The 20,379-nt window shown below is 33.5% G+C and carries 17 protein-coding genes; 9 read left to right on the top strand and 8 right to left on the bottom strand.

Going from position 1 to position 20,379, the window contains the following annotated elements; genetic code table 11:
* Positions 1 to 7: 7 nt before the first annotated feature.
* From QL232_RS09530 to QL232_RS09515, 4 genes are all read right to left on the bottom strand, one after another.
* Positions 8 to 3,766: an efflux RND transporter permease subunit gene (locus tag QL232_RS09530; RefSeq protein ID WP_281613956.1), complete on the bottom strand. Its 3,759-nt coding sequence runs from the start codon at positions 3,764 to 3,766 to the stop codon at positions 8 to 10.
* A 96-nt stretch (positions 3,767 to 3,862) separates the two neighbouring features.
* Positions 3,863 to 4,279 carry a hypothetical protein gene (locus tag QL232_RS09525; protein ID WP_281613955.1) on the bottom strand — a complete coding sequence of 139 codons (417 nt, stop codon included), beginning with the start codon at positions 4,277 to 4,279 and terminating at the stop codon, positions 3,863 to 3,865.
* A gap of 84 nt (positions 4,280 to 4,363) precedes the next feature.
* Entirely contained in the window at positions 4,364 to 4,939 is a 576-nt protein-coding gene (locus QL232_RS09520; protein WP_281613954.1) for a hypothetical protein, read from the bottom strand.
* Between the two features lie 101 nt (positions 4,940 to 5,040).
* Entirely contained in the window at positions 5,041 to 5,466 is a 426-nt protein-coding gene (locus QL232_RS09515; protein WP_281613953.1) for a DoxX family protein, read from the bottom strand.
* Positions 5,467 to 5,569: 103 nt separating this feature from the next.
* On the opposite strand from QL232_RS09515, the gene QL232_RS09510 reads away from it, so the two are divergent.
* A complete protein-coding gene (locus QL232_RS09510; protein ID WP_281613952.1) occupies positions 5,570 to 6,148 on the top strand; it encodes a Crp/Fnr family transcriptional regulator in 579 nt (192 codons plus the stop codon).
* Between the two features lie 115 nt (positions 6,149 to 6,263).
* Positions 6,264 to 7,358, top strand: a complete 1,095-nt coding sequence (locus QL232_RS09505; RefSeq protein ID WP_281613951.1) for an alkene reductase — start codon at positions 6,264 to 6,266, stop codon at positions 7,356 to 7,358.
* A 60-nt stretch (positions 7,359 to 7,418) separates the two neighbouring features.
* On the opposite strand, the gene mtaB is transcribed toward QL232_RS09505, so the two are convergent.
* The gene (mtaB, locus tag QL232_RS09500) at positions 7,419 to 8,738 is read right to left on the bottom strand and encodes a tRNA (N(6)-L-threonylcarbamoyladenosine(37)-C(2))-methylthiotransferase MtaB (RefSeq protein ID WP_281613950.1); all 1,320 of its coding nucleotides are present in this window, start codon (positions 8,736 to 8,738) and stop codon (positions 7,419 to 7,421) included.
* A gap of 168 nt (positions 8,739 to 8,906) precedes the next feature.
* Here mtaB and QL232_RS09495 point away from each other — a divergent pair, with 168 nt between their 5' ends.
* The gene (locus QL232_RS09495) at positions 8,907 to 10,757 is read left to right on the top strand and encodes a peptidase M61 (protein ID WP_281613949.1); all 1,851 of its coding nucleotides are present in this window, start codon (positions 8,907 to 8,909) and stop codon (positions 10,755 to 10,757) included.
* Positions 10,758 to 10,787: 30 nt separating this feature from the next.
* Positions 10,788 to 11,591, top strand: a complete 804-nt coding sequence (locus QL232_RS09490) for a 3'-5' exonuclease (RefSeq protein WP_281613948.1) — start codon at positions 10,788 to 10,790, stop codon at positions 11,589 to 11,591.
* 237 nt (positions 11,592 to 11,828) lie between these two features.
* Here the strand turns inward: QL232_RS09490 and QL232_RS09485 are convergent, their stop codons facing one another.
* Positions 11,829 to 12,356 (bottom strand): hypothetical protein, encoded by a 528-nt coding sequence (locus QL232_RS09485; protein ID WP_281613947.1) that lies wholly within the window; start codon positions 12,354 to 12,356, stop codon positions 11,829 to 11,831.
* A 343-nt stretch (positions 12,357 to 12,699) separates the two neighbouring features.
* Between QL232_RS09485 and QL232_RS09480 the strand changes: the two genes are divergently transcribed.
* Together QL232_RS09480 and QL232_RS09475 are read left to right on the top strand one after the other, a co-directional pair.
* The gene (locus tag QL232_RS09480; RefSeq protein WP_281613946.1) at positions 12,700 to 13,629 is read left to right on the top strand and encodes a DNA/RNA non-specific endonuclease; all 930 of its coding nucleotides are present in this window, start codon (positions 12,700 to 12,702) and stop codon (positions 13,627 to 13,629) included.
* Between the two features lie 163 nt (positions 13,630 to 13,792).
* The gene (locus QL232_RS09475) at positions 13,793 to 15,538 is read left to right on the top strand and encodes a PAS domain S-box protein (RefSeq protein ID WP_281613945.1); all 1,746 of its coding nucleotides are present in this window, start codon (positions 13,793 to 13,795) and stop codon (positions 15,536 to 15,538) included.
* Between the two features lie 33 nt (positions 15,539 to 15,571).
* Here the strand turns inward: QL232_RS09475 and QL232_RS09470 are convergent, their stop codons facing one another.
* Positions 15,572 to 16,063, bottom strand: a complete 492-nt coding sequence (locus QL232_RS09470; RefSeq protein WP_281613944.1) for a cupin domain-containing protein — start codon at positions 16,061 to 16,063, stop codon at positions 15,572 to 15,574.
* Positions 16,064 to 16,177: 114 nt separating this feature from the next.
* Here QL232_RS09470 and QL232_RS09465 point away from each other — a divergent pair, with 114 nt between their 5' ends.
* The 3 genes from QL232_RS09465 to QL232_RS09455 all read left to right on the top strand — a co-directional run bounded on the left by QL232_RS09465 (position 16,178) and on the right by QL232_RS09455 (position 17,845).
* Positions 16,178 to 16,789: a hypothetical protein gene (locus tag QL232_RS09465; RefSeq protein WP_168882917.1), complete on the top strand. Its 612-nt coding sequence runs from the start codon at positions 16,178 to 16,180 to the stop codon at positions 16,787 to 16,789.
* 62 nt (positions 16,790 to 16,851) lie between these two features.
* Entirely contained in the window at positions 16,852 to 17,481 is a 630-nt protein-coding gene (locus QL232_RS09460) for a Crp/Fnr family transcriptional regulator (RefSeq protein ID WP_281613943.1), read from the top strand.
* Positions 17,482 to 17,542: 61 nt separating this feature from the next.
* A complete protein-coding gene (locus QL232_RS09455) occupies positions 17,543 to 17,845 on the top strand; it encodes a rhodanese-like domain-containing protein (protein ID WP_281613942.1) in 303 nt (100 codons plus the stop codon).
* A 97-nt stretch (positions 17,846 to 17,942) separates the two neighbouring features.
* Here the strand turns inward: QL232_RS09455 and QL232_RS09450 are convergent, their stop codons facing one another.
* Entirely contained in the window at positions 17,943 to 20,348 is a 2,406-nt protein-coding gene (locus QL232_RS09450) for an outer membrane beta-barrel protein (RefSeq protein ID WP_281613941.1), read from the bottom strand.
* Positions 20,349 to 20,379 lie beyond the last annotated feature (31 nt).

Genomic DNA, 20,379 nt, shown 5'->3' with positions numbered 1-20,379 from the left:
GGCTCATTTATCTTTTACTTTTCAATAAACTCGCTTCTTCTACTGCACAGTATAATGTAGGAACAACAAATAGAGTCAATAACGCAACTGTCATTCCTCCAAACCCTGGAATAGCCATTGGTTTCATGATATCTGCTCCTCGTCCTGTTGAAGTAAGAATTGGAATAAAGGCAAGAAGAGTCGTTGCCGTTGTCATTAAACTTGGTCGAATTCTTCTCATTCCTCCTTCTAAAACAGCTTTTCTTATTCCTGCTATTGTTTTAGGTTGATGTCTAGAAAAAGATTGATCTAAATAAGTAGCGATCAAAACCCCATCATCGGTAGCTATACCAAATAGTGCTATAAAACCAACCCAAACCGCAACACTTAAATTTACTGATCCCACATTAAATAAGTCTTGCATATTTGTTCCTAATAGGGTGGCATCCAAGAAGCCCGGTTTACTATAAAGCCAAAGCATCAAGAAACCCCCACTAAAAGCTACAGCGATACCAGAAAACACCATAAATGTGGTTCGAACGGATTTAAACTGAAGATAGAGAATAAAGAAAATCAACATCAAACAAATAGGCATCACAAAAGACAATCGTTTGGATGCCCTTAGTTGGTTTTCATAGTTCCCTGAAAACTTAAAACTCACTCCTTTTGGCACTACCAAATTCCCTGTATTAATTTTTGACTGAATGTATTCCATCGACTGATCGACGACTTGCACTTCAGAAAAGCCTTCTTTTTTATCTAATAGCACATAGCCTGTAAGAAAAGTATCCTCGCTCTTAATACTCTGAGGTCCTGCCACATAATTGATATCAGCTATTTCTTCCAAAGGGACTTGAATCCCTAGAGGAACATTCACCAAAAACTTTTTAAGTACATCTGGATTGTCTCGATACTCTCGAGCATATCTCATTCTTACAGGAAAACGCTCTCTGCCTTCAACAGTATAAGTTAAAGGCATCCCTCCTATGACCATCTCCAACAACAGCTGCATATCTTTGATATTCATACCATATCGAGCTATTTTTTGACGATCAATCTCAATTTCTAAATAAGGTTTGCCTACGATTCGATCGGCAAAAACTGCTTCCTTTTTAACTGAAGGCACCTCTTTGAGTAACTGTTCTAATTGCAATCCAAATGATTCTATCGTAGCCAAATCAGGCCCATATACTTTTATGCCCATCGGTGCTCTCATGCCTGTTTGGGTCATAATTAACCTTGTCTCAATAGGCTGTAATTTTGGAGCAGATGTTAGACCAGGTAGAGACGAAACCTTAACAATTTCATTCCAAATATCATCTGCAGATTGAATATGATCTCTCCACTGTCGGAAATATTGTCCATCAGGATCTTCGATTAGTTTTCCTTTTTCATCTCTTACATACTCCCCTTCACTATCTATTTTAAATCTTAGACGGGTCCCATTTTCATCAACTTTGTATTCATTCTTATAGTTGATTATATTCTCGTACATCGATAACGGCGCAGGGTCTAAAGGTGATTGTGTTCTTCCTGCTTTACCCACAACAGATGAAATCTCTGGGATACTTTTTACAGCCATATCCATTAACTGAAGGTTTTTCTTGACTTCAGAAATCCCTGCATTCGGCATTGTTGTAGGCATTAATAGGAAACTTCCTTCGGATAATGAAGGCATAAATTCAGATCCAATACCAGGAAATAAGCCACTCATATTTTTATATGCTGAAGTTTGAGTAATGTCTACTCCCAACTTCTTACCTATATCTGTAAATGGAGAGAATAACTTTGGAAAACCCAACCATGCTGAAATGCCTGAAAAAACAACAATAAAAATTAGCGTTAAAAAGGATACTTTATTCTCTAGACATTTAGCTAATAACTTCGGATATAAATAGATAAATAACTGGAAGCCACCAAGAATTAAAGTAATTAACCCTCCAACGAATAATACATTTTTAAACGTACTTTCTTGAGCACCTAATGGCAACCAATCTATGGCTAAAAGATAAGTAATTACTAATGCGACAAGTATGCTTCTTATTTTATCATATGACCCTTGAGGTAAGAGATCTTTAATATACTCGCCAAAGATATTGTAAGATGTAATTAAGATCACCCCAATTCCGAGGCTTACTTTAGAATAAAATAATAGCCAGATTCCATATATGAAAAAGCAAATTTGGAGTATTAAACGACCTTTACTCTTCTCATTTGATCTAAAAAAATAATAAGCAAACATGGGTAGAAAAACCAAGGCTACGACAACAGATGCACACAATGCAAAGGTCTTTGTAAAAGCCAAAGGTGTAAATAACTTCCCTTCTGAAGCTTGCAGCGTAAATACAGGTATAAAACTAACTACTGTTGTGGCCACCGCCGTCACAATAGCACCTGATACCTCTGCTGTTGAATCATAAATTAAATCGACTAGCTTCCTGTCCTCTCGGTATTCTAAATGTTTGATCAGATTTTCAGACATAACAATACCTATATCCACCATCGTACCTATGGCAATAGCTATACCACTTAAAGACACAATATTAGCAACGATCCCCATGTATTTCATGATGATAAATACCATCAGCACAGCTATAGGTAACAAGCTTGAAATCAACATAGAAGCGCGTAAGTTCCAAACCATAATTAGAACTACTATCACAGTAATTAGTATTTCCTGTGTTAAAGCCTCATTTAGTGTTCCTAAAGTTTCTTTGATTAAAACCGAACGGTCATAGAATGGTACGATAGTCATTTTACTTACCGTTCCATCTTCTAGTACTTTCTGTGGTAAACCATTTTGAATATCTTTTATTTTATCCTTCACATGGTCTACAACAAGCATTGGATTAGCACCAAAACGAGCAGTGACAACTCCCCCAACAGCTTCGGCTCCCTCTTTGTCTAAGATTCCCCTACGTACTGCTGGCCCTTCCAATACTTTAGCAACATCTTTAATTCTAATAGGAATATTTGCATTTACCTTAACAACTGATTCCTCTAAATCACCTAGATTTTTGATGTAGCCAATACCTCTTACAAAATACTCTGTATTATTGACTTCAATGGTTCTTGCTCCAACATCTAAATTAGAATTACGAACGGCATTCATGACTTGCTGTAAGGTTACACCATAAGCCTTTAATGCATTCGGGTCCACATCAATCTGATACTCCTTTACATACCCTCCAACAGAAGCAACTTCAGCAACACCATCAGCTGACATTAATGCATATTTAACCAGAAAGTCTTGTGTGGTTCTCAATTCTTCTAGATCCCAACCACCTGTTGGGTTTCCTTCCTCATCTCTACCTTCAAGGGTATACCAAAAAACCTGACCTACAGCGGTGGCATCAGGACCCAATGTAGGTTGTACTCCCTCTGGCAAAGTTCCTGGGGATAAACTATTTATTTTTTCAAGGATTCTTGTTCTACCAAAGTAAAATTCAATGTCATCTTTAAAAATGATATTGATTGTAGAGAACCCAAACATAGAATTACTACGGATACTCTTTACCCCCGGAATACCTAACAAACTCGTCGTTAATGGATAGGTAATTTGATCTTCAATATCTTGAGGAGATCTTCCAGACCAATTGGTAAAAACTATTTGTTGATTGTCTCCAATATCAGGAATCGCATCAACTGATACTGGATCATATGGAATATAGTTGTTGATTTTAGTTTTAAATGGGCTATGCATTAATCCCCAAAAAACGACCAACAACAACATCACTATCGTTACTATTCTATTGTATAGAAAGAAACGAACAATTTTATTAATCATTAATATAGTGTTTAGAGAGCCGCTTATATAAACGCCTCTGAAATTACAAAAAAATAGACTATTGTACTCTTTTAAGTAGCAAAAGAATATTCCTCTCTAAACGATAAATGTCTGATTCGTAATATTAATGGGAGTTTGCCTGAATATGGGAGGTGTTTTCTCGATAAAGAGATCAATCATTTGTGTAGTACATATATGATTGTGATTTTCAGGCAAAATAGTGGGATAAGCAGAAGCCCAAAGGTCCTTGATAAGTTCTTTATAAGTAAAAGAAGGAACCTCAACCAAATCTATTAAATGATCAAAATGGCTTTCAACTTTAAGGTGTTGAGCATTATTTTCACAGCAATCAGATTTTTCTTTCATATCCATAGACATCTCACAGCAATAGTGTGATGCTTGCATGTTGACAGCTTTCAGCATTCCTTGGCAAATATGTGCGTTAGCAATAATACCGATGGTGCCCACTATCAAAACAATAGATAGAAAAATATTTTTGATGGCTTTACTCATACATCAAATATCAAAAAGTATTAGGAATAAAGTCAAGAGTAGAATGTTAGAATTAATAAAAATTCACAAATCTTTTCGTTTGATTTATTCCCAAATAATAGCTTCTACAATAGCATTATACTGTTCAAGATCTTCCATGGTATACTCATCTTTATCAGGTGCGTTGTAATTTTGTAATTGCATCTCGTACTTAACATGAGATGTATGTTCCACTAAATAAATATGGTAGTGTATTGTTTTTAATTCAAGATCAGTTCTTCTACTTAAAACATCATTGAAATTATCTCCAACATGAACACCATATTCATCCGTATAATCCTCATTAGTGATATATACTTTATTGATGATATTTGTTTCGGCATTTTCTGTAGAAAAGGTCAGTCCATCTCCTACTTTGAATAAGGTAAAATTAGGTCCATCTTGGTGACCTACACTTTCCGTAACGGGGTGTCCTTTGAACAATTTTTGAAGATTTTTTTCAGACAGGATGGTAGAATTCTTCTTAAGAATTAATTGGCCAAAATTAGCTTCATTTAAAATAATAGTAGTTGATACCTCGGGTTTGTTTTCTTTATTCTGAGTACTCTCTGAAGGATTATTACTGCATGCACAGAAAAACAAAAAAGGAAATATCATAGATGCAAAAAATATCCTTTTCATGTTGATATAAAATAAAATGGTGTCTGACTAATTTAATAACTCTGAAATATCTCGAAAGTTATATTTGTCATTTATAAGAATTCATCAGACTTTACTAATTTCTACTTTTTCTTCATAAAGTAATAATCGAAAGAAAATGGTCCACTACCCTTTAACAGTATAAATAGACTGCCACACCACATCGCCCAATCAGTTCTACTTGCATGAAGTGCACTCCATATCCCATTTTCTGATACTTGAGGAATCTTAGTAGTAATGATAGCTACACACATAATAATAAAGGTATTTAAAGCGGCAATTCTTGAAACAATACCTAGTATCAAAAGTACACCTGCTAATATTTCTACTGCCCCTACAAAATCACCTAAGAACTCCGGATTAGGTAATCCAATTTTTAGAAACCTACCTGCCCCTCTAGTTGTTGGATACAAGAATTTCTGAATTCCTTCTGAAAGAAAAACAAAGCCTACCATCCATCGAATAATAACAATACTCTTATCTGTTGACGTTTTTAAAATTAGGTTCATCTTATTAATTTTTCTAGAGTTGCAAGTTATTAAACTTGTGAAGTGAAAAGGTAGTACATTTGAAAAAATCAGATCCTATTAATTGAACATTACAATTTTAAATATGGAACTCAATCATGCCCTACAAAAATTAAAAGAACATATCCTAAAAACGATAAATATTACCGAAGATGAATGGTCTTTCATTAAATCACATTTCCGATTAAAGCACCTCAAAAAGCATCAATTCCTTATTCAAGAAGGCGACCTAGTCCCAAATGAATTCTGGATCATTAAAGGTTTAGTTAAGTCTTATTTTACTGAAGAAAGTGGCAAAGAACACATTTTACAGTTTGCAATGGAAGAATATTGGGTAAGTGATTTCCAAGCATATCAAAATAAAGAAAGAGCTACTTTAAGTATTGACTGCCTTGAGGAAGCATATTTCTTAGTTATGTCATTAGAAGACCGAGAAATGATGTGTAATAAGATTCCTGCATTAGCAAATTTCTTTAGAATTAAATCAACAAAGGGATATATTTCTCTACAACAAAGAGTTATGGGATTAATGAGAGATTCTACAGAAGAACGATACAACAATTTGATAATCAAACTACCTGACCTCATTCAAAGAGTTCCAAAAAAATATATAGCATCCTATTTAGGAGTAAGTAGAGAAACACTAAGTCGTTTTACGAAGTAAAGTCATGTGTGATCTATATCACATTAATTCTGTGCGTTACTTCCTCGAATCTTATCAAGATTGTTCAGACATTTGTCATAAATTATTCCTCAAAACATTATTTAATCAGAAAATCATGAATACTTCAATATTCTCACCTATTGAGATTGGAAATATCACATTAACAAATAGAATCGTTATGGCTCCAATGACTCGTTCAAGATCAGTTGGAGAAGATATTATTACTCCTTTGGCTGTTGAATATTATGGCCAAAGAGCATCTGCAGGTTTAATTATTACTGAAGGCAGCCCAATATCAAAAATTGGCAGAGGTTACTCATTTACTCCAGGAATTTATGCAAAAGAGCAAATTAAAGGATGGAAAGCTGTTACTGAAGAAGTTCACAGAAAAGGCGGGAAAATTTTTATTCAGCTATGGCATGTAGGTAGAAGGTCACATCACTCTATTGCAGGTGAACAACCCATTGGCCCTTCAGGAATTAAGGAAGCTGACAAAGTTTGGGGACCACTTGGTAATGGTGAATATGGAATGATAGAAACTGATGTACCAAGAGAAATGACAATCGAGGATATCAAAAACACTCAAAAAGACTTTGTACAAGCTGCAAAAAATGCCATTGAAGCTGGTTTTGATGGTGTGGAGCTTCATGGAGCTCATGGCTACCTTTTGGACTCATTTTTAAGATCTTATTCAAATACAAGAATAGATGAATATGGAGGATCTACTGAAAATAGGATGAGAATGGTTTTAGAAACAGTAAAAGCTGTAGCAAAAGCAATTGGATCAGATAAAACAGCCATTAGACTTTCTCCTTTTGTCGCTGAAGGTGCCGCTGAACATGATCAAGAATTGATTCCATTAAGCCTGAAGCTTGTTGAAAAATTAAATGACTTAGGACTTGCATACTTACATTTTTCTGAAAACATCTCAAATTTCAAAGAAGTAACGGATGAATACCGAAAGAAAGTACGTTCAATTTATCAATATCCAATTATGGTAGCAGGTAAATTAACTCAAATCAAAGCTCAAGAACTCTTAGATACTGACCTTGTCGATTTGGTTGCATTTGGACAACCATTTATTACAAATCCTGACTTGGTTGAGAGATTTAAAAATAATTGGGAATTAACCCCTGTAGATTACGCTAACCATGCAACATTCTACGGTGGAGGTAAAGAAGGATATACAGATTACAAAAAATACCAATAAAAAATAAGGCACCTTTCACATCGATACGAAAGGTGCCTATTTTATGGACAAATTTTGAAATTAGTGCTTTTCGTAAACAATTTCAGGCTCTTTAATTTCTACAATATTTTGATCGTTCACTTTTACCAAGTCAATTTGTTTTAACTCATTGACTAAAGCTGGATCATACTTCGCTTCTACTCGAACATAATTCTCTGTAAAACCAAACATTTTACCTTCCTCAATATCATGTTCGAATAAAACTGTTCTTGTCGTACCTAATTGAGACTCATAAAATGCTCTTTTCTTTTTATCCGAAAGAATTCTCAACATTTTAGAACGTTTTGTTCTTTCTGCTTTTGGTACAACACCACCCATATGAACGGCATCAGTATTTGGACGTTCAGAGTAAGTAAAGACATGAAGATAGGCTACATCTAATTCATTTAAGAAGTTGTAGGTATCTAAGAAGTCTTCTTCTGTTTCACCAGGGAAACCAATGATCACATCAACACCAATACATGCGTCTGGCATCTGTGATTTAATTTCGGTGATACGAGATTTATATAAATCTGTTCTATAACGTCTTCGCATTAATTCCAACATCTTGTCAGAACCCGATTGCAACGGAATATGGAAATGAGGAACAAACTTGTCAGATTCAGAACAGAATCCAATAATTTCTTCATCCAATAAGTTAGGCTCAATAGAAGAAATACGGAAACGTTCAATACCTTCTACTTTATCCAACTCCTTTAACAAGTCGATTAGTCTTTCTTGACGTCTTCCATCAATAATACCAAAGTCTCCGATATTTACTCCCGTCAGTACTACTTCTTTAGTATCTGTTGCCGCAATTTCTTTAGCATTTTGGATAATATCAGCAATAGTAGCACTTCTAGACTTTCCTCTTGCTAAAGGTATAGTACAGAACGAACATTTATAATTACATCCATCTTGTACTTTTAAGAATGTTCTTGTTCGGTCATTCATTGAATAACCAGAAACAAATTCTTTAGTCTCTTTAATTTCAGTAGCTAATACTTGTGGTTCTTCAGTTTTTACAAAACCGTCTAACAATTCTAATAAACGGAATTTCTCTGCCGCACCCAATACCGCGTCGACTCCCTCTAGTTCTGAAATCTCTTTCGGTTTCAACTGAGCATAGCAACCAATAATGGCTACATAAGAGTTAGGAGCAATTTTCTTTGCTTCTCTTACAATCTTCTGACACTTTTTATCTGCATTGTCTGTTACAGAACAAGTGTTGATTATATATATATCTGGAGTATCTGAAAACTCTACTTTTTTATATCCTTTTTCTTCAAACTGACGTCCGATAGTCGACGTTTCAGAGAAGTTTAGCTTGCAACCAAGCGTATAGAAGGCAACTTTTCTCATTACTGATTGAATATTAACTACTTGCTAAATCCACAAGGGCTACAAAAGTACGGAGAATGTTATTGAATTGAAAATATCTGCCCCAACGTATGTTAACTAATCATTTCGTTCTTATAAATTCTTAGGATTTTGTACTTTTGAAAAATTGATCTAAAATTAAAATTATTCATGAAAGTGACACGCTTCCTTTGTTTATGGGCCTCTTTAATATTTTTTGCAAACACTTTTGTTCAAGGACAAAACAATGAGAAGTTTTACTATGATTATAGTATCAACCTAAATCTTGTAAATAATGATCAGATTAGTGTTTCTCTTTTGATTGATTCATTAGATAAAGAAGAAATAATATTTCAATTCCCTGCCATTGTACCGGGAACATATAAAGTATATGATTTTGGGCGTTTTATTAGCCAATTCAAAGCTTTTGATCAAAATAACAACCTTTTACCTGTAGAACAGCTCAATGTAAATCAATGGAAAATATCTTCAGCCCGCCAACTTCGTAAGATCACTTACATGGTAGACGACACTTGGGATACACTTTTACCTCATAAGGTTTTTGAACCTGCAGGCACCAATATTGAAAAAGACAAAGTATTTGTTTTAAACAACCATGGCTTTTTTGGGTATTTCGATGGACTTATTAATACTCCATTTAAAATAAACATCAACCGGTCGCAGAAATATTACGGGTCCACCTCATTAAAAAGAGATGTTTCTAATTCTGTCCAAGATGTTTTTTGGGTAGAAAACTACCATCGATTAGTAGATAATCCCATTATGTATGCTGAAGCGGATACCGCTACAATTCAGGTGGCAGATACTCAAGTTTCAATCGGTCTCTATTCACCAAATAAAAAACTTAATGCAAAACAGGTAGCAGAAAGTTTAAAAGAAGTACTAAAAGCTCAAGAGCATTTTCTTAAAGGAAAGCTACCCACAGATCATTATGCTTTTATTATCTACTTAACAGACAAACCGTCTAATTCGGGAGCATTGGGTGCTTTGGAACATTGGAACAGCTCATTCTATTTCTTACCTGAGGAAAGTGCAAAGCTGCTTCTCCCAATTATTCAAGAAATTGCTTCCCACGAGTTTTTCCATATACTTACTCCTCTGAGTATTCATTCAGAAGAGATTGCCAATTTTGACTATAACCAACCCGAAATGTCTAAACATTTGTGGTTATACGAAGGGGTTACCGAATATTTTGCAGGTTTAGCATTAGTAAAAGAAGGGGTTATTTCACAGGAAAATTACCTTAACTCTATATTGGAAAAAATCGTCACTTCCTCTCATTTATATAATAGAGAATTGGCATTTACGGAACTAAGTAAAAAGTGCTTAGGAGAACACAGTGCACAGTATGCCAATGTTTACGAAAAGGGAGCTCTACTTGCAATGGGATTAGATTTTATTCTAATGTCGCATACTAATGGGCAATATGACCTTAGAGATTTAATGTTAGACCTTTCCGAAAAATATGGTTCTACAAAACCCTTTAAAGACGATGAACTTTTTGATATCATAGGAGAAATAAGTGGAATTCCAGAAGCTGTTGAATATTTAGAGAAATATGTCGATGCTCCTAACCCTCTTCCACTTACAAAGATGTTTGAGCAGGTAGGAATTTTATACGAAGATGAAGTGATTATAGAAACAGCCACATTTGGGAATATAGGATTATCAGTCAATGATAACGATGAAATATTTATTGAGGACATTACTGATATGGATGAGTTTGGATCTAACATCGGTTATCAAAAAGGTGATGTCTTACTTCAATTCAATACTACTGATATCACTCTAGAAAATATTAGTGATATTATGGATGATTTTATTAATCATCCTGAAAAATTTCCAAAAGTGAAAATTACTGTTCGTAGAAACGGGAAAATTGTTAAATTGAAAGCTAGAACTGTGATTATTCAGAATATCGAAGAAAATATATTTGAAAAGAACCCTGATTGTACACCTGAACAAAAACAACTAAGGAAAGTATGGTTAGGAAACTCTTAAATTATAAAAACATTTAGAAATCCACCTAATATGAATTTAAAATTACGTAACCCATTGGTTGTGTTTGATTTAGAGACAACAGGAACAAATGTCACTAAAGATAGAATTATTGAAATCTCAATGGTTAAAGCAGACGTCAGTGGTGAACGAACTATAAAAACATACCGTGTTAACCCAGAAATGCACATTCCAAGTGCTTCTAGTAAAGTGCATGGTATCTATGATGAAGATATAAAAGACAAGCCTACTTTTAAACAAATTGCCAAGGAAGTAGCTGCTTTTATGAAAGGTTGTGATATCGGTGGATACAATGTATTGCGTTTTGATTTACCCGTAATCACTGAAGAGTTCTTAAGAGCAGGTATAGATTTTGACTTCAGCCAACGTAAAATTGTAGATGCTCAAAAAATCTTCTTTATGATGGAGCCTAGAACACTAAGTGCAGCATTAAAATTCTACTGTGGTAGAGAATTAGAAGATGCACACTCAGCAGAAGCAGATACCATCGCTACATTAGACGTAATTGATGCACAGGTAAAACACTACGAAGGTGTAACCATTAAAGATAAGAATGGTGCCGAGTACGAACCTGTAAAAAATGATATGAACGCACTTCATGACCTTACTGCCAAAAACCTTGTTGATTTTGCAGGTAGAATGGTATTAAATAATGAAGGAGATGCCATTTTCAACTTTGGTAAATACAAGGGAAAATCGGTTGTAGATACATTAAAGAAAGACCCTCATTATTACGATTGGATCATAAATAATGATTTTGCATTGGACACAAAAAATAAGTTGACACAACTTCGATTAAAGAGTCAGTTTGCTTAATCAAAAACAAGAAGTGATTTACTATAAAGTGAATCACTTTTTTATAAAAAAAGAAACCGTAATCTCTATTTAATAGAAATTACGGCATAAAATTAGGTTAACAGGAATCGCTGAATGATTTTTCATCTTTGTTCATCCTCGTAACTAATTACGGTATTTTTTTATTGAATCTTTGAATATTTACATTCATTCTAAAATATTTAAGATTCAATAACTTAAATAGTGTTTTGTTAACAATTAACCCGAAATATATCTTTGATGAATTGAATTATCTTGATTTAAACGCTCATTTTTTCTTTGAAATAAGTCCATATGAGGGTTTAAATTAATTAGGTGTTTTTCAGGGACTTTGCTAATTGCCATTTTATGATTGCTCATTCGACCAATTACTCCAATCTGTGAAAGATCTTCATCCTCCAACAAATCAAATAAGTGATTACTTCTAGAAAGATCAATCACCAAATATAACTCATGGCACAGGGACAATGCCTCTAATATTTCTTCTTTTTTAGATTTAAAATGTCTATCAGTAATCACTAAAAACCCAATGATATGATGACTATTCGGTTTTGTCGAATAAACTACAAAATCAAACTTAGTATTACTAGATAATGGAATATAGTCTTCTTCAATGGCTAAATATTCTTGTGTCAAGTGAGCTTTTTCAATAACTCTTTTTCCTATATCATTATTTAGTAGATTGCTTTTTAAATCTGTTTTTAACTCTTCTTTTACAATAGAGGATGGGTTGAAATTTGATGTCATATATTAAATAGTACTTCGTAATAAAAGGTAGTCAAATGTGCAGTTGTCATAGTAAAATTAGACTTATCTATCTTTTTTCAATTTCACAATTCTGATACACCAAACATGACTCTTTTTTGGATAATTAAAATATATTTGGAAACGTAAGTGAATAAAAAGTAGTTTAATATCAAAATATTTTATCATATTTTTTCAATACACACTTATTAACATTTTCATTTTAAGATATTATTGCACTTTTTAAAGATAAAAATCCATATTTACTTTCGCTTATCCTCTATATTTAATAAGCATCTTTATCCAAATAGAAAGCATTTTCACAATAAGAATAATCTAAACTAATATGATTTCAAAAGTTATTTTTCTAACCCCTCAACTCATTATATTATTTATTTTCTACGCAAGTGGTCAAAATAAAGATAACTTCCCTGAACACTGGCTTCCCCAGAATATAAATGATAACACAATCGAGATAATAGAACATACTTTTTACACTATTGGATATAACGAATTACATGAACAGTCAGCCTGGGTAGCTTATGAACTGACAAAAGAAGAATTATATAAAGTTGCAGATCGAAAAAATAATTTCAGAGCAGATAACACTGTGTCTACTAAATCTGCTGAACTAGTTGATTATAAAGGTACGGGATATGACAGAGGGCACCTCGCTCCTGCTGCTGATATGTCATTTAGCGAACAGGCCATGAGCGAGAGCTTTTACCTGTCTAACATGAGCCCTCAGGAAGCAGAGTTTAATAGAGGCATATGGAAAAACTTAGAGGAACAAATCCGTTATTGGACATACGATAAACAAAATCTATATATAATTACAGGACCCGTTTTGGAAGATAATTTAAAAACTATTGGTCCTAATGAGATTAGTGTCCCCAACTATTATTATAAAATCGCATTATATGCTGACACTTTAAATAATACCTATTCAGCAATAGCATTTCTATTACCCAATAAAAAAGGAGAATATCCTTTATCACATTATATCGTTTCAGTAGATTCAATAGAAAATCTGACTCAAATGAATTTCTTTTCTGGTATCTCCTTATCAATACAGGAAAGCTTTGAAAGTAATGTGAACTTATCCGATTGGGAATTCTATGCTAAGAAACAGCAAGTTAAGTCTAATAAAAAACAAGCTTTAGATGTAAATGATCATGTATGTCGAGGAAACACTAAATCAGGAAATAGATGTAAAAGAAAAACTAACGACCCCTCAGGGTATTGTTGGCAACACATCAGCCAAAAAAATGATTAAAAGATGAAGGAATTTATTATTTATGTAATAAAATCATAGAAATGTTACCTTTTGGATCATTAAATTGTTAACAATCAGTGAATCAATTGAGTATTTTAACATTTATATGTATATTTATGTAAATCTAACTGTTTGAAACGATAAAATAGAACCCAGCATTTGCATGCAAGCTTTCTTACAAAATAGGCATTTATCTAACTCTCACTCTCAAAATTCTCCTGAACATTACTTAGTCATCAGTGAAAAAGGTAACGTGAAGTTTATTTCGAAAGATTTCTTGAAAGGTTTACACACTTTTGAAGAAGGGAGGTCTATTGCCGTTGGTTTATCACCAAAGAACCAAATTGTATTCAAACAGAAAATTCAAGAAAGTATAGAACATCAAGATATCACAGAATTTGAATTTACGATCTCACAAAATTCAAGAGCAAATATCTATGAAGTAAAACTTATTCCTTTCTTTTTAGATCAAGTATATGTGAATGCCATTTTCGTTCTAAAGAATATCAAAAACGAATTAGAAGCGAAACGATTTAGGGATACTTATTTCCACTCTGTAGACGGCATTGTTTGGGTAGACCCTTTCGACAAAAAAGTCATTTATTCAAACCCTGCATTTTCAAAAATTACAGGTTATACTGAAAATGAAAATAACACATTTACTTTCCACAAGTTTATTCCTTATCATTTACAAGGACATGCTAGTGAAATTTTCTCCCAATTAAGAAGAGAAAAACACCTTATTATAGAAACAGTGATGCAAACAAAGTCAGGAAATCTACTTCCTGTTCAAATTACGGCATCTATTGTGTCATCTGAGGATGACACTCCATATATTGTTTGTTTTGTAAAAGATTTAACCACGCTTACACAGGTTCAAGAAAAACTAAAGAACAATGAGCAACGTTATGGTGCTATCTTAGATAATTCAAGAATTAAACTTTGTCAATTTGATGTAAACTTCAAGCTTACTTGGATTGGATCTGGAAGTAGTAAGCAACCTTCTAAGTTTCTTGCTCCCTCTCATGTTGGGAAATCAATCCACAACATCATCAAAACGGAAGCAGGCAAAGAAATCACTAAGTTTTTACAAGATACTTTAAATAAACAGCAAACCTCACACACCTCTTTTCAAATCCAATATGATTCTGAATGGAAAGCAGTTGAGTTGTTCCTCTCTCCTATTATTGAGGATAACAAAGTAATTGGGTTGAATGCTGTATTCTTAAATATTTCTGACCAAAAGAAAATTGAAGAAAAACTAGATCACTTTATTTATAGAGCTGCACATGATTTAAGAGGTCCATTGACCACAATCCAAGGTATTATTCAGTTGATGAAAGCTGACATCAAAGACCACAAGAATATGCTTCGATTGATGGAAGATACTGTATGGACTCAGGATATGCACTTGCAGAAAATCTTAGCCTATTATTATAATCAACAAAGTGATTTAAATATAGAAGTAGTCGATTTTGATACTATCATTAATGGGTTGTATAATTTCGTAGAAAACTCCGGCTACAATATTAATGTAACCGTAGCCAATGGATTAAAAAAAGAAGTTTATCAATCTGATAAGAATAGAATTGACTTATTATTTAAAAATATCTGTACAACAATTCTTCAATTAGTTTCAAGAGATATAGAGATAAAGCTTCTTATTGAGATCAAGAAGACCGATAATGGAGTATACCTCGCATTTATTGATAATGTTTCTCCTCGTAATCCTACCGCTAGTAATAATGGGTTTGACAAATCTCATTCTCTCAATTTTGCTCATGATGATTATTCTAGAGGTATTTTTATTACATCAGAAATTGTAGAAAAGCTAAAAGGAAAGTATCAGGTAAACGTTCTAAAGAATAATAAACAAAGGCTTGAAATCACTCTTCCTCATTTAAAATAAAAAATCCCAACCTTAAAAGATTGGGATTTTTTATTATTTCTTAAACTCCATAATGATCTCCTTATGGTCAGGATAATCTTCTGCCAGTTTATTTACATCTGCAATTTCGAAATCTTCAAATTCAAAACCTGGTGCGACAGTACAACCTACTAATACATAATCAGAACCCTCTGATTCAATTGTTCTCGCTGCAAACCAATTCCCACCTGTAATAACATGTTGAGGTGTTTCACCTTTTAAGAAGTCTTTTCCAACAATTGATCTTTTCAATTCTCCTGTCGGAGTAATTTCAACGATTTCAACTGGATTTCCATCGTAATGGTGCCAAATCTCAGTAAATTTCAATTTATGAAAAGTAGAAAAATCGTTATCGCCCATTAAGAAGTAAATCGCAGTAGAAGCGTTTCTCTCTATATTATTTTTATTTATCATTCCGATCTTATGTGATCGGTAAGTCTCAACATAATAACCTCCTTCAGGGTGAGGCATCATATTTAAGTGATTTATTAGTTCGTCCTTTGTCATTATAAACAGGTTTTTAAATACAGCCGAAAAGATACGGAATAACCCGCTTAAATCAGCAACAAATTTTGTAACTTCATCAAAATATAAACTGTACTCTCATTAATAAACTAAAACATGAAAGAAGAGATTTTATTAGAATTTGAAGAACTAGAAATTCTTCGTTCAAAGAAAAGATGGAAATTATACTTCGTAGTGATGGCTGAACATCCTACGGAAAAAGATAAATGGATCATGACTACTATTCCCAATGAGAACCATGGTCTAATTGAACTTAAACCAAATGCTGAAAACAAAGTATATTTTGAACCTCAAAACGCTATTGGAGCCAATGGTCTTTTCGTTTTGGATAGAGATATGCCTAGAAATAGAAGGCTTAAGGTGAGAGTATTCTTAAGACACTCAAGAGATAATATTAGAAATGCCGGTAAGCTTTTAACCGATGTAGAAAATGCACTTGGTGATGAAGCATATGGACAAGTCACAAACTTATTGGGAAGATCTAATCCTTGGTTGGTTATTGGTCAAGAAGCAGTTCAAAAAGTAGGTGCTATCCTATCTAATATTAAAGATAGAGATTTTGGAATGATCACCATGGACGAAGAGTTCGGACCTGAATTTGAAAATCAATCAGAGCTGGATAGAGAAAATAAGTTTTCTACTGGTGATGCTCGCTTAGTATGGAGTTGGGCCACAAGAAAACATGTTAAAGAAGATTTATATACTTAAACTATTAGAAATAGTTCTTCTATATTTGTCATATGAAATAATCATCATATGTTTACTAAGTTATGAATCCTATCCTAAAGCAATTTATACAAGTTAGCTTCCCTAATACTACTCCAGATCATCCAATACAAAAAGAATTTCTTGAAACTGGTGAATTGGTTGAAATAAAAGAAGGTGAATTTCTTATCGATTTAAATGAAGAAATGAACTTTGTTCCTATTGTCACCAAAGGAGTTCTTAAAGTAACAAGAGAGGACGAGGAAGGAAATGAAATATTCCTCTATTATTTGGAGTATGGTGAAACTTGTACCATTTCTATGATGTATCAAGAGAGTGCTGTTAGAGTTTCTGCAGAAGAAGATGCCTTGGTATATAAGGTTCCTCTTAAGAAAATTGATGATTGGATGTTACGCTTTCCCGAATGGAGAGATTTTGTGATGCATGCTTATAAAGTTCGTTTCGATGGTTTACTCAAAGCCATTGATGAACTTGCTTTTAAAAAAATGGATGAAAGGTTATTGAACTACCTTCAAAAATTACAAGGCATTAAGAATACTGAAGTTTTACATATCTCACATTCAGAAATAGCATTGAACTTAAATACTTCCAGAGAGGTTATTTCAAGACTTCTAAAACAATTAGAAAAAATTGGGAAAGTGAAGCTTGGCAGAAATAAAGTGACACTAACGTAACATTTGTCACATAGCATTGTCTCACTGATTAGTAATTTTACTTAAAATAAAACATAGACACATGGAATTTTTAAGAAAATTATTTGGCTTAGGACCAAAGGTAAATTATAAGGAATTAGTAGCAAATGGTGCCAAAATACTTGATGTTAGATCAGAAGGTGAGTTTGCTAGTGGGCACATTTCGGGATCTGTAAACATCCCGGTTGATCAAATTCCTAAAAGAATGCCTGAAGTATTAAAGCTACAAGAACCATTAATTGTATGCTGTAAATCAGGAATGAGAGCATCAATGGCAATGGCTCAAATAAAAAAAGCAGGTGTAAAGGAAATCTACAATGCTGGTGGATGGACTAAGTTGAAATAAAAAAAGGGATTGATTACGTAAATAATCAATCCCTTTTACATTAGAAATGGAATAGCAGAAAATCCACTACCCCATTTTCTATTCAGTCTATGAAATCTTATAGTCCACCACCACTAGACTGTAATTTTCTGTTTTGACGACCTTGGAATTGACCACCAAAAGCATATGAAAACGACACTCTATATACTGGACTTTCTTGTCTGAAGTCGGCTAACTCAACAAAGCCATCTCCATAAACATTTCTTTGTTCTCCACTGTACAATAAGTTATTGATCTTAAAGTTGACTGAACCTTTATTGTTTAATATTGATTTCTTGATCGCCAAATCCATTGAATATGTTGGATCTGTAATTCTTTGAGCATCATATCTTTTTGCTGTATATCTACCCATCAATTGAATTGTTAGCGATTGTAATGGCGTCACCTTAGTACTTAATTTTGCTGACCAGTTTATAGGTGTTCCATCTGTAGGAATAGTCAATTCTTCATTATCATCTTTGATATCTAAGTAATAAAAATCAACTGAACCGTTCCATTCCCACCATTCTAACATATTATAGTTTGATGAAAGCGACATACCACCTGTCATTGATTCTCCAATATTTTGGAAAGTCATAATCGTTACATCTCTATCTGCATCATAATTAACCACTTCTCTAATGATATCAGTACTGTGTCTCATGTATAGTGCAGAGTTAAAGCTTAAAGCTCCTTTACCCATTAAACCATAAGACAACTCCATTGAGTTCGTGTATGACGGTTGAAGACCAGGGTTACCAACCATTACGTTTTTAGGGTTGGATGACATTTCTGCAGGTAATAATTGCATCACATCAGGTCGCTTAATTCTTCTTGAGTAGCTCAAACCAAAAGTACTATTTTCACCTACTTTCTGTTGGATATGTACAGATGGGAAAAGGCTTTGGTAATCAATCAAGAAAGAAGTATCCGAAGAAACCAAACCATTTACTTGACCTTCCGTTCTAGCAATCTCACCTCTTAAACCTGCTTTAATTCTTGTATTCCCTAATTTGATAGAATATGATCCATAAACAGCATGAATCTGCTCATTGTAAGGGTATTTGTACGACAATGTATCATCAGAAACAAAGTTTACATTTTCTACGTCCATTCCTGCATCTGTCAATTGACCTTTATAACCTAATTCCATAGATGACTTATCTCCTAATGGACGATCATAATCTGCTTGTAATGATGTATAAATCCAATCTGCAGTATTTGAATTAGAATTAAGCTGTTGCCACTCACCATTTCCAATTTTTTGAGCATTCTTTGGGGAGAAATCTGCATCTCCAAGATTGGCGAATAAATCTAATTCTAAGTGCCCTTTCTTAAAGTCTTTTCTGTGATTATAGTTTAAGTTATAACCTTTAGCTAAGTTGTAATTAATACCTTGCTGATACTCTGTGCTTTGTAAATTACCAGTAGCATCATAATATTGGTTGGTAAAGTCTGATCTAGTATCACCTTCCCATCTCCATCTTTCAAATGAAATGGTAGATGTATTTGTTGAATCCCAGAATACGTCAAAACCAGCCTTAAACATTCTAAAACCATTATCATCACTGATTTTTTCTGATTGAATTAGATCGTTTACAGACTCATCTGTATATGATCTTTCTAGATCGCGAGTGTTATCCCATTGATTACTACTCATATAAGTTTGGGCAAAAAAGTTAAACTTTGATACTCTATAATTAAGTCCTAAAAAGCCAGAGTACTTATTGTTAGATCCTGCGTTTAAGTTCATGTTTCCATTAAAACCTTTTAGAGCATCTTTTTTTGTAATCACATTTATAATTCCTGATAGACCATCAGGATCATACTTTGATGATGGGTTTGTAATTACTTCAATTTTCTCAACGGCATCAGCAGGTAATGACTGTAAGATCTGATTGATATCCATCTGAGACGGTTTACCATCTAATAAAACTCGAACATTAGAATCACCTCTTAATGAGATCGTTCCATCAGCCCCAACATTTACTTCTGGTAAAGTATTTAAAATCTCTGAAGTAGAATTACCTTCGGCAATCATTGCTTCACTTACATTAATCACTTTTTTATCAATATGATTTTCAATAAGTTGCTTCTGGCCTCTTACCTCAACTTCTTCTAGTTGTTCCACTGAGCTTTTAAGGTATAGTTCTCCTACATTAATCTTGTTATTTTTTTGAGTAATTTCCACTTCTTTACCGTAAGTTTCATATCCTATAAACTGTACGACAAGTGTAAATTTACCCATTGGTATTTTTTCTAATTGAAAACTTCCGTCTTCTCCTGTCAGTGCACCAGTGACACTTTTTTTGTTTGGATCAAGCAATGCTACAGAAGCGTAACTTACCGCTTGATTAGTCTCTTGATCAATAACTTTTCCGATAATAGAACCTTTGGCCATTGGTTCCGAATTATTTTCCGCGAAGGAAAATGAAGACATTAGTAATAACAATAATGCTCCTAATAGAGTAGTTGAAGTTCTCATAGATGAATAGAATTTGACACTAATAATTAAA

It is taken from the genome of Flammeovirga sp. SubArs3 (assembly GCF_947387565.1).
GTDB classification, from domain to species: Bacteria; Bacteroidota; Bacteroidia; order Cytophagales; family Flammeovirgaceae; genus Flammeovirga; species Flammeovirga agarivorans.
This window is presented reverse-complemented; position numbering and strand designations above follow the sequence as displayed.

Excerpts from the sequence above, each read along its gene's own strand:
- QL232_RS09465 (WP_168882917.1), top strand. The coding sequence starts at position 16,178 with ATGAAAGAAGAGATTTTATTAGAATTTGAAGAACTAGAAATTCTTCGT.
- QL232_RS09525 (WP_281613955.1), bottom strand. The coding sequence starts at position 4,279 with ATGAGTAAAGCCATCAAAAATATTTTTCTATCTATTGTTTTGATAGTG.
- QL232_RS09530 (WP_281613956.1), bottom strand. The coding sequence starts at position 3,766 with ATGATTAATAAAATTGTTCGTTTCTTTCTATACAATAGAATAGTAACG.
- QL232_RS09470 (WP_281613944.1), bottom strand. The coding sequence starts at position 16,063 with ATGACAAAGGACGAACTAATAAATCACTTAAATATGATGCCTCACCCT.
- QL232_RS09510 (WP_281613952.1), top strand. The coding sequence starts at position 5,570 with ATGGAACTCAATCATGCCCTACAAAAATTAAAAGAACATATCCTAAAA.
- QL232_RS09515 (WP_281613953.1), bottom strand. The coding sequence starts at position 5,466 with ATGAACCTAATTTTAAAAACGTCAACAGATAAGAGTATTGTTATTATT.
- QL232_RS09480 (WP_281613946.1), top strand. The coding sequence starts at position 12,700 with ATGATTTCAAAAGTTATTTTTCTAACCCCTCAACTCATTATATTATTT.
- QL232_RS09455 (WP_281613942.1), top strand. The coding sequence starts at position 17,543 with ATGGAATTTTTAAGAAAATTATTTGGCTTAGGACCAAAGGTAAATTAT.
- QL232_RS09460 (WP_281613943.1), top strand. The coding sequence starts at position 16,852 with ATGAATCCTATCCTAAAGCAATTTATACAAGTTAGCTTCCCTAATACT.
- QL232_RS09520 (WP_281613954.1), bottom strand. The coding sequence starts at position 4,939 with ATGAAAAGGATATTTTTTGCATCTATGATATTTCCTTTTTTGTTTTTC.
- QL232_RS09505 (WP_281613951.1), top strand. The coding sequence starts at position 6,264 with ATGAATACTTCAATATTCTCACCTATTGAGATTGGAAATATCACATTA.
- QL232_RS09450 (WP_281613941.1), bottom strand. The coding sequence starts at position 20,348 with ATGAGAACTTCAACTACTCTATTAGGAGCATTATTGTTATTACTAATG.
- QL232_RS09495 (WP_281613949.1), top strand. The coding sequence starts at position 8,907 with ATGAAAGTGACACGCTTCCTTTGTTTATGGGCCTCTTTAATATTTTTT.
- mtaB (WP_281613950.1), bottom strand. The coding sequence starts at position 8,738 with ATGAGAAAAGTTGCCTTCTATACGCTTGGTTGCAAGCTAAACTTCTCT.
- QL232_RS09485 (WP_281613947.1), bottom strand. The coding sequence starts at position 12,356 with ATGACATCAAATTTCAACCCATCCTCTATTGTAAAAGAAGAGTTAAAA.
- QL232_RS09475 (WP_281613945.1), top strand. The coding sequence starts at position 13,793 with ATGCAAGCTTTCTTACAAAATAGGCATTTATCTAACTCTCACTCTCAA.
- QL232_RS09490 (WP_281613948.1), top strand. The coding sequence starts at position 10,788 with ATGAATTTAAAATTACGTAACCCATTGGTTGTGTTTGATTTAGAGACA.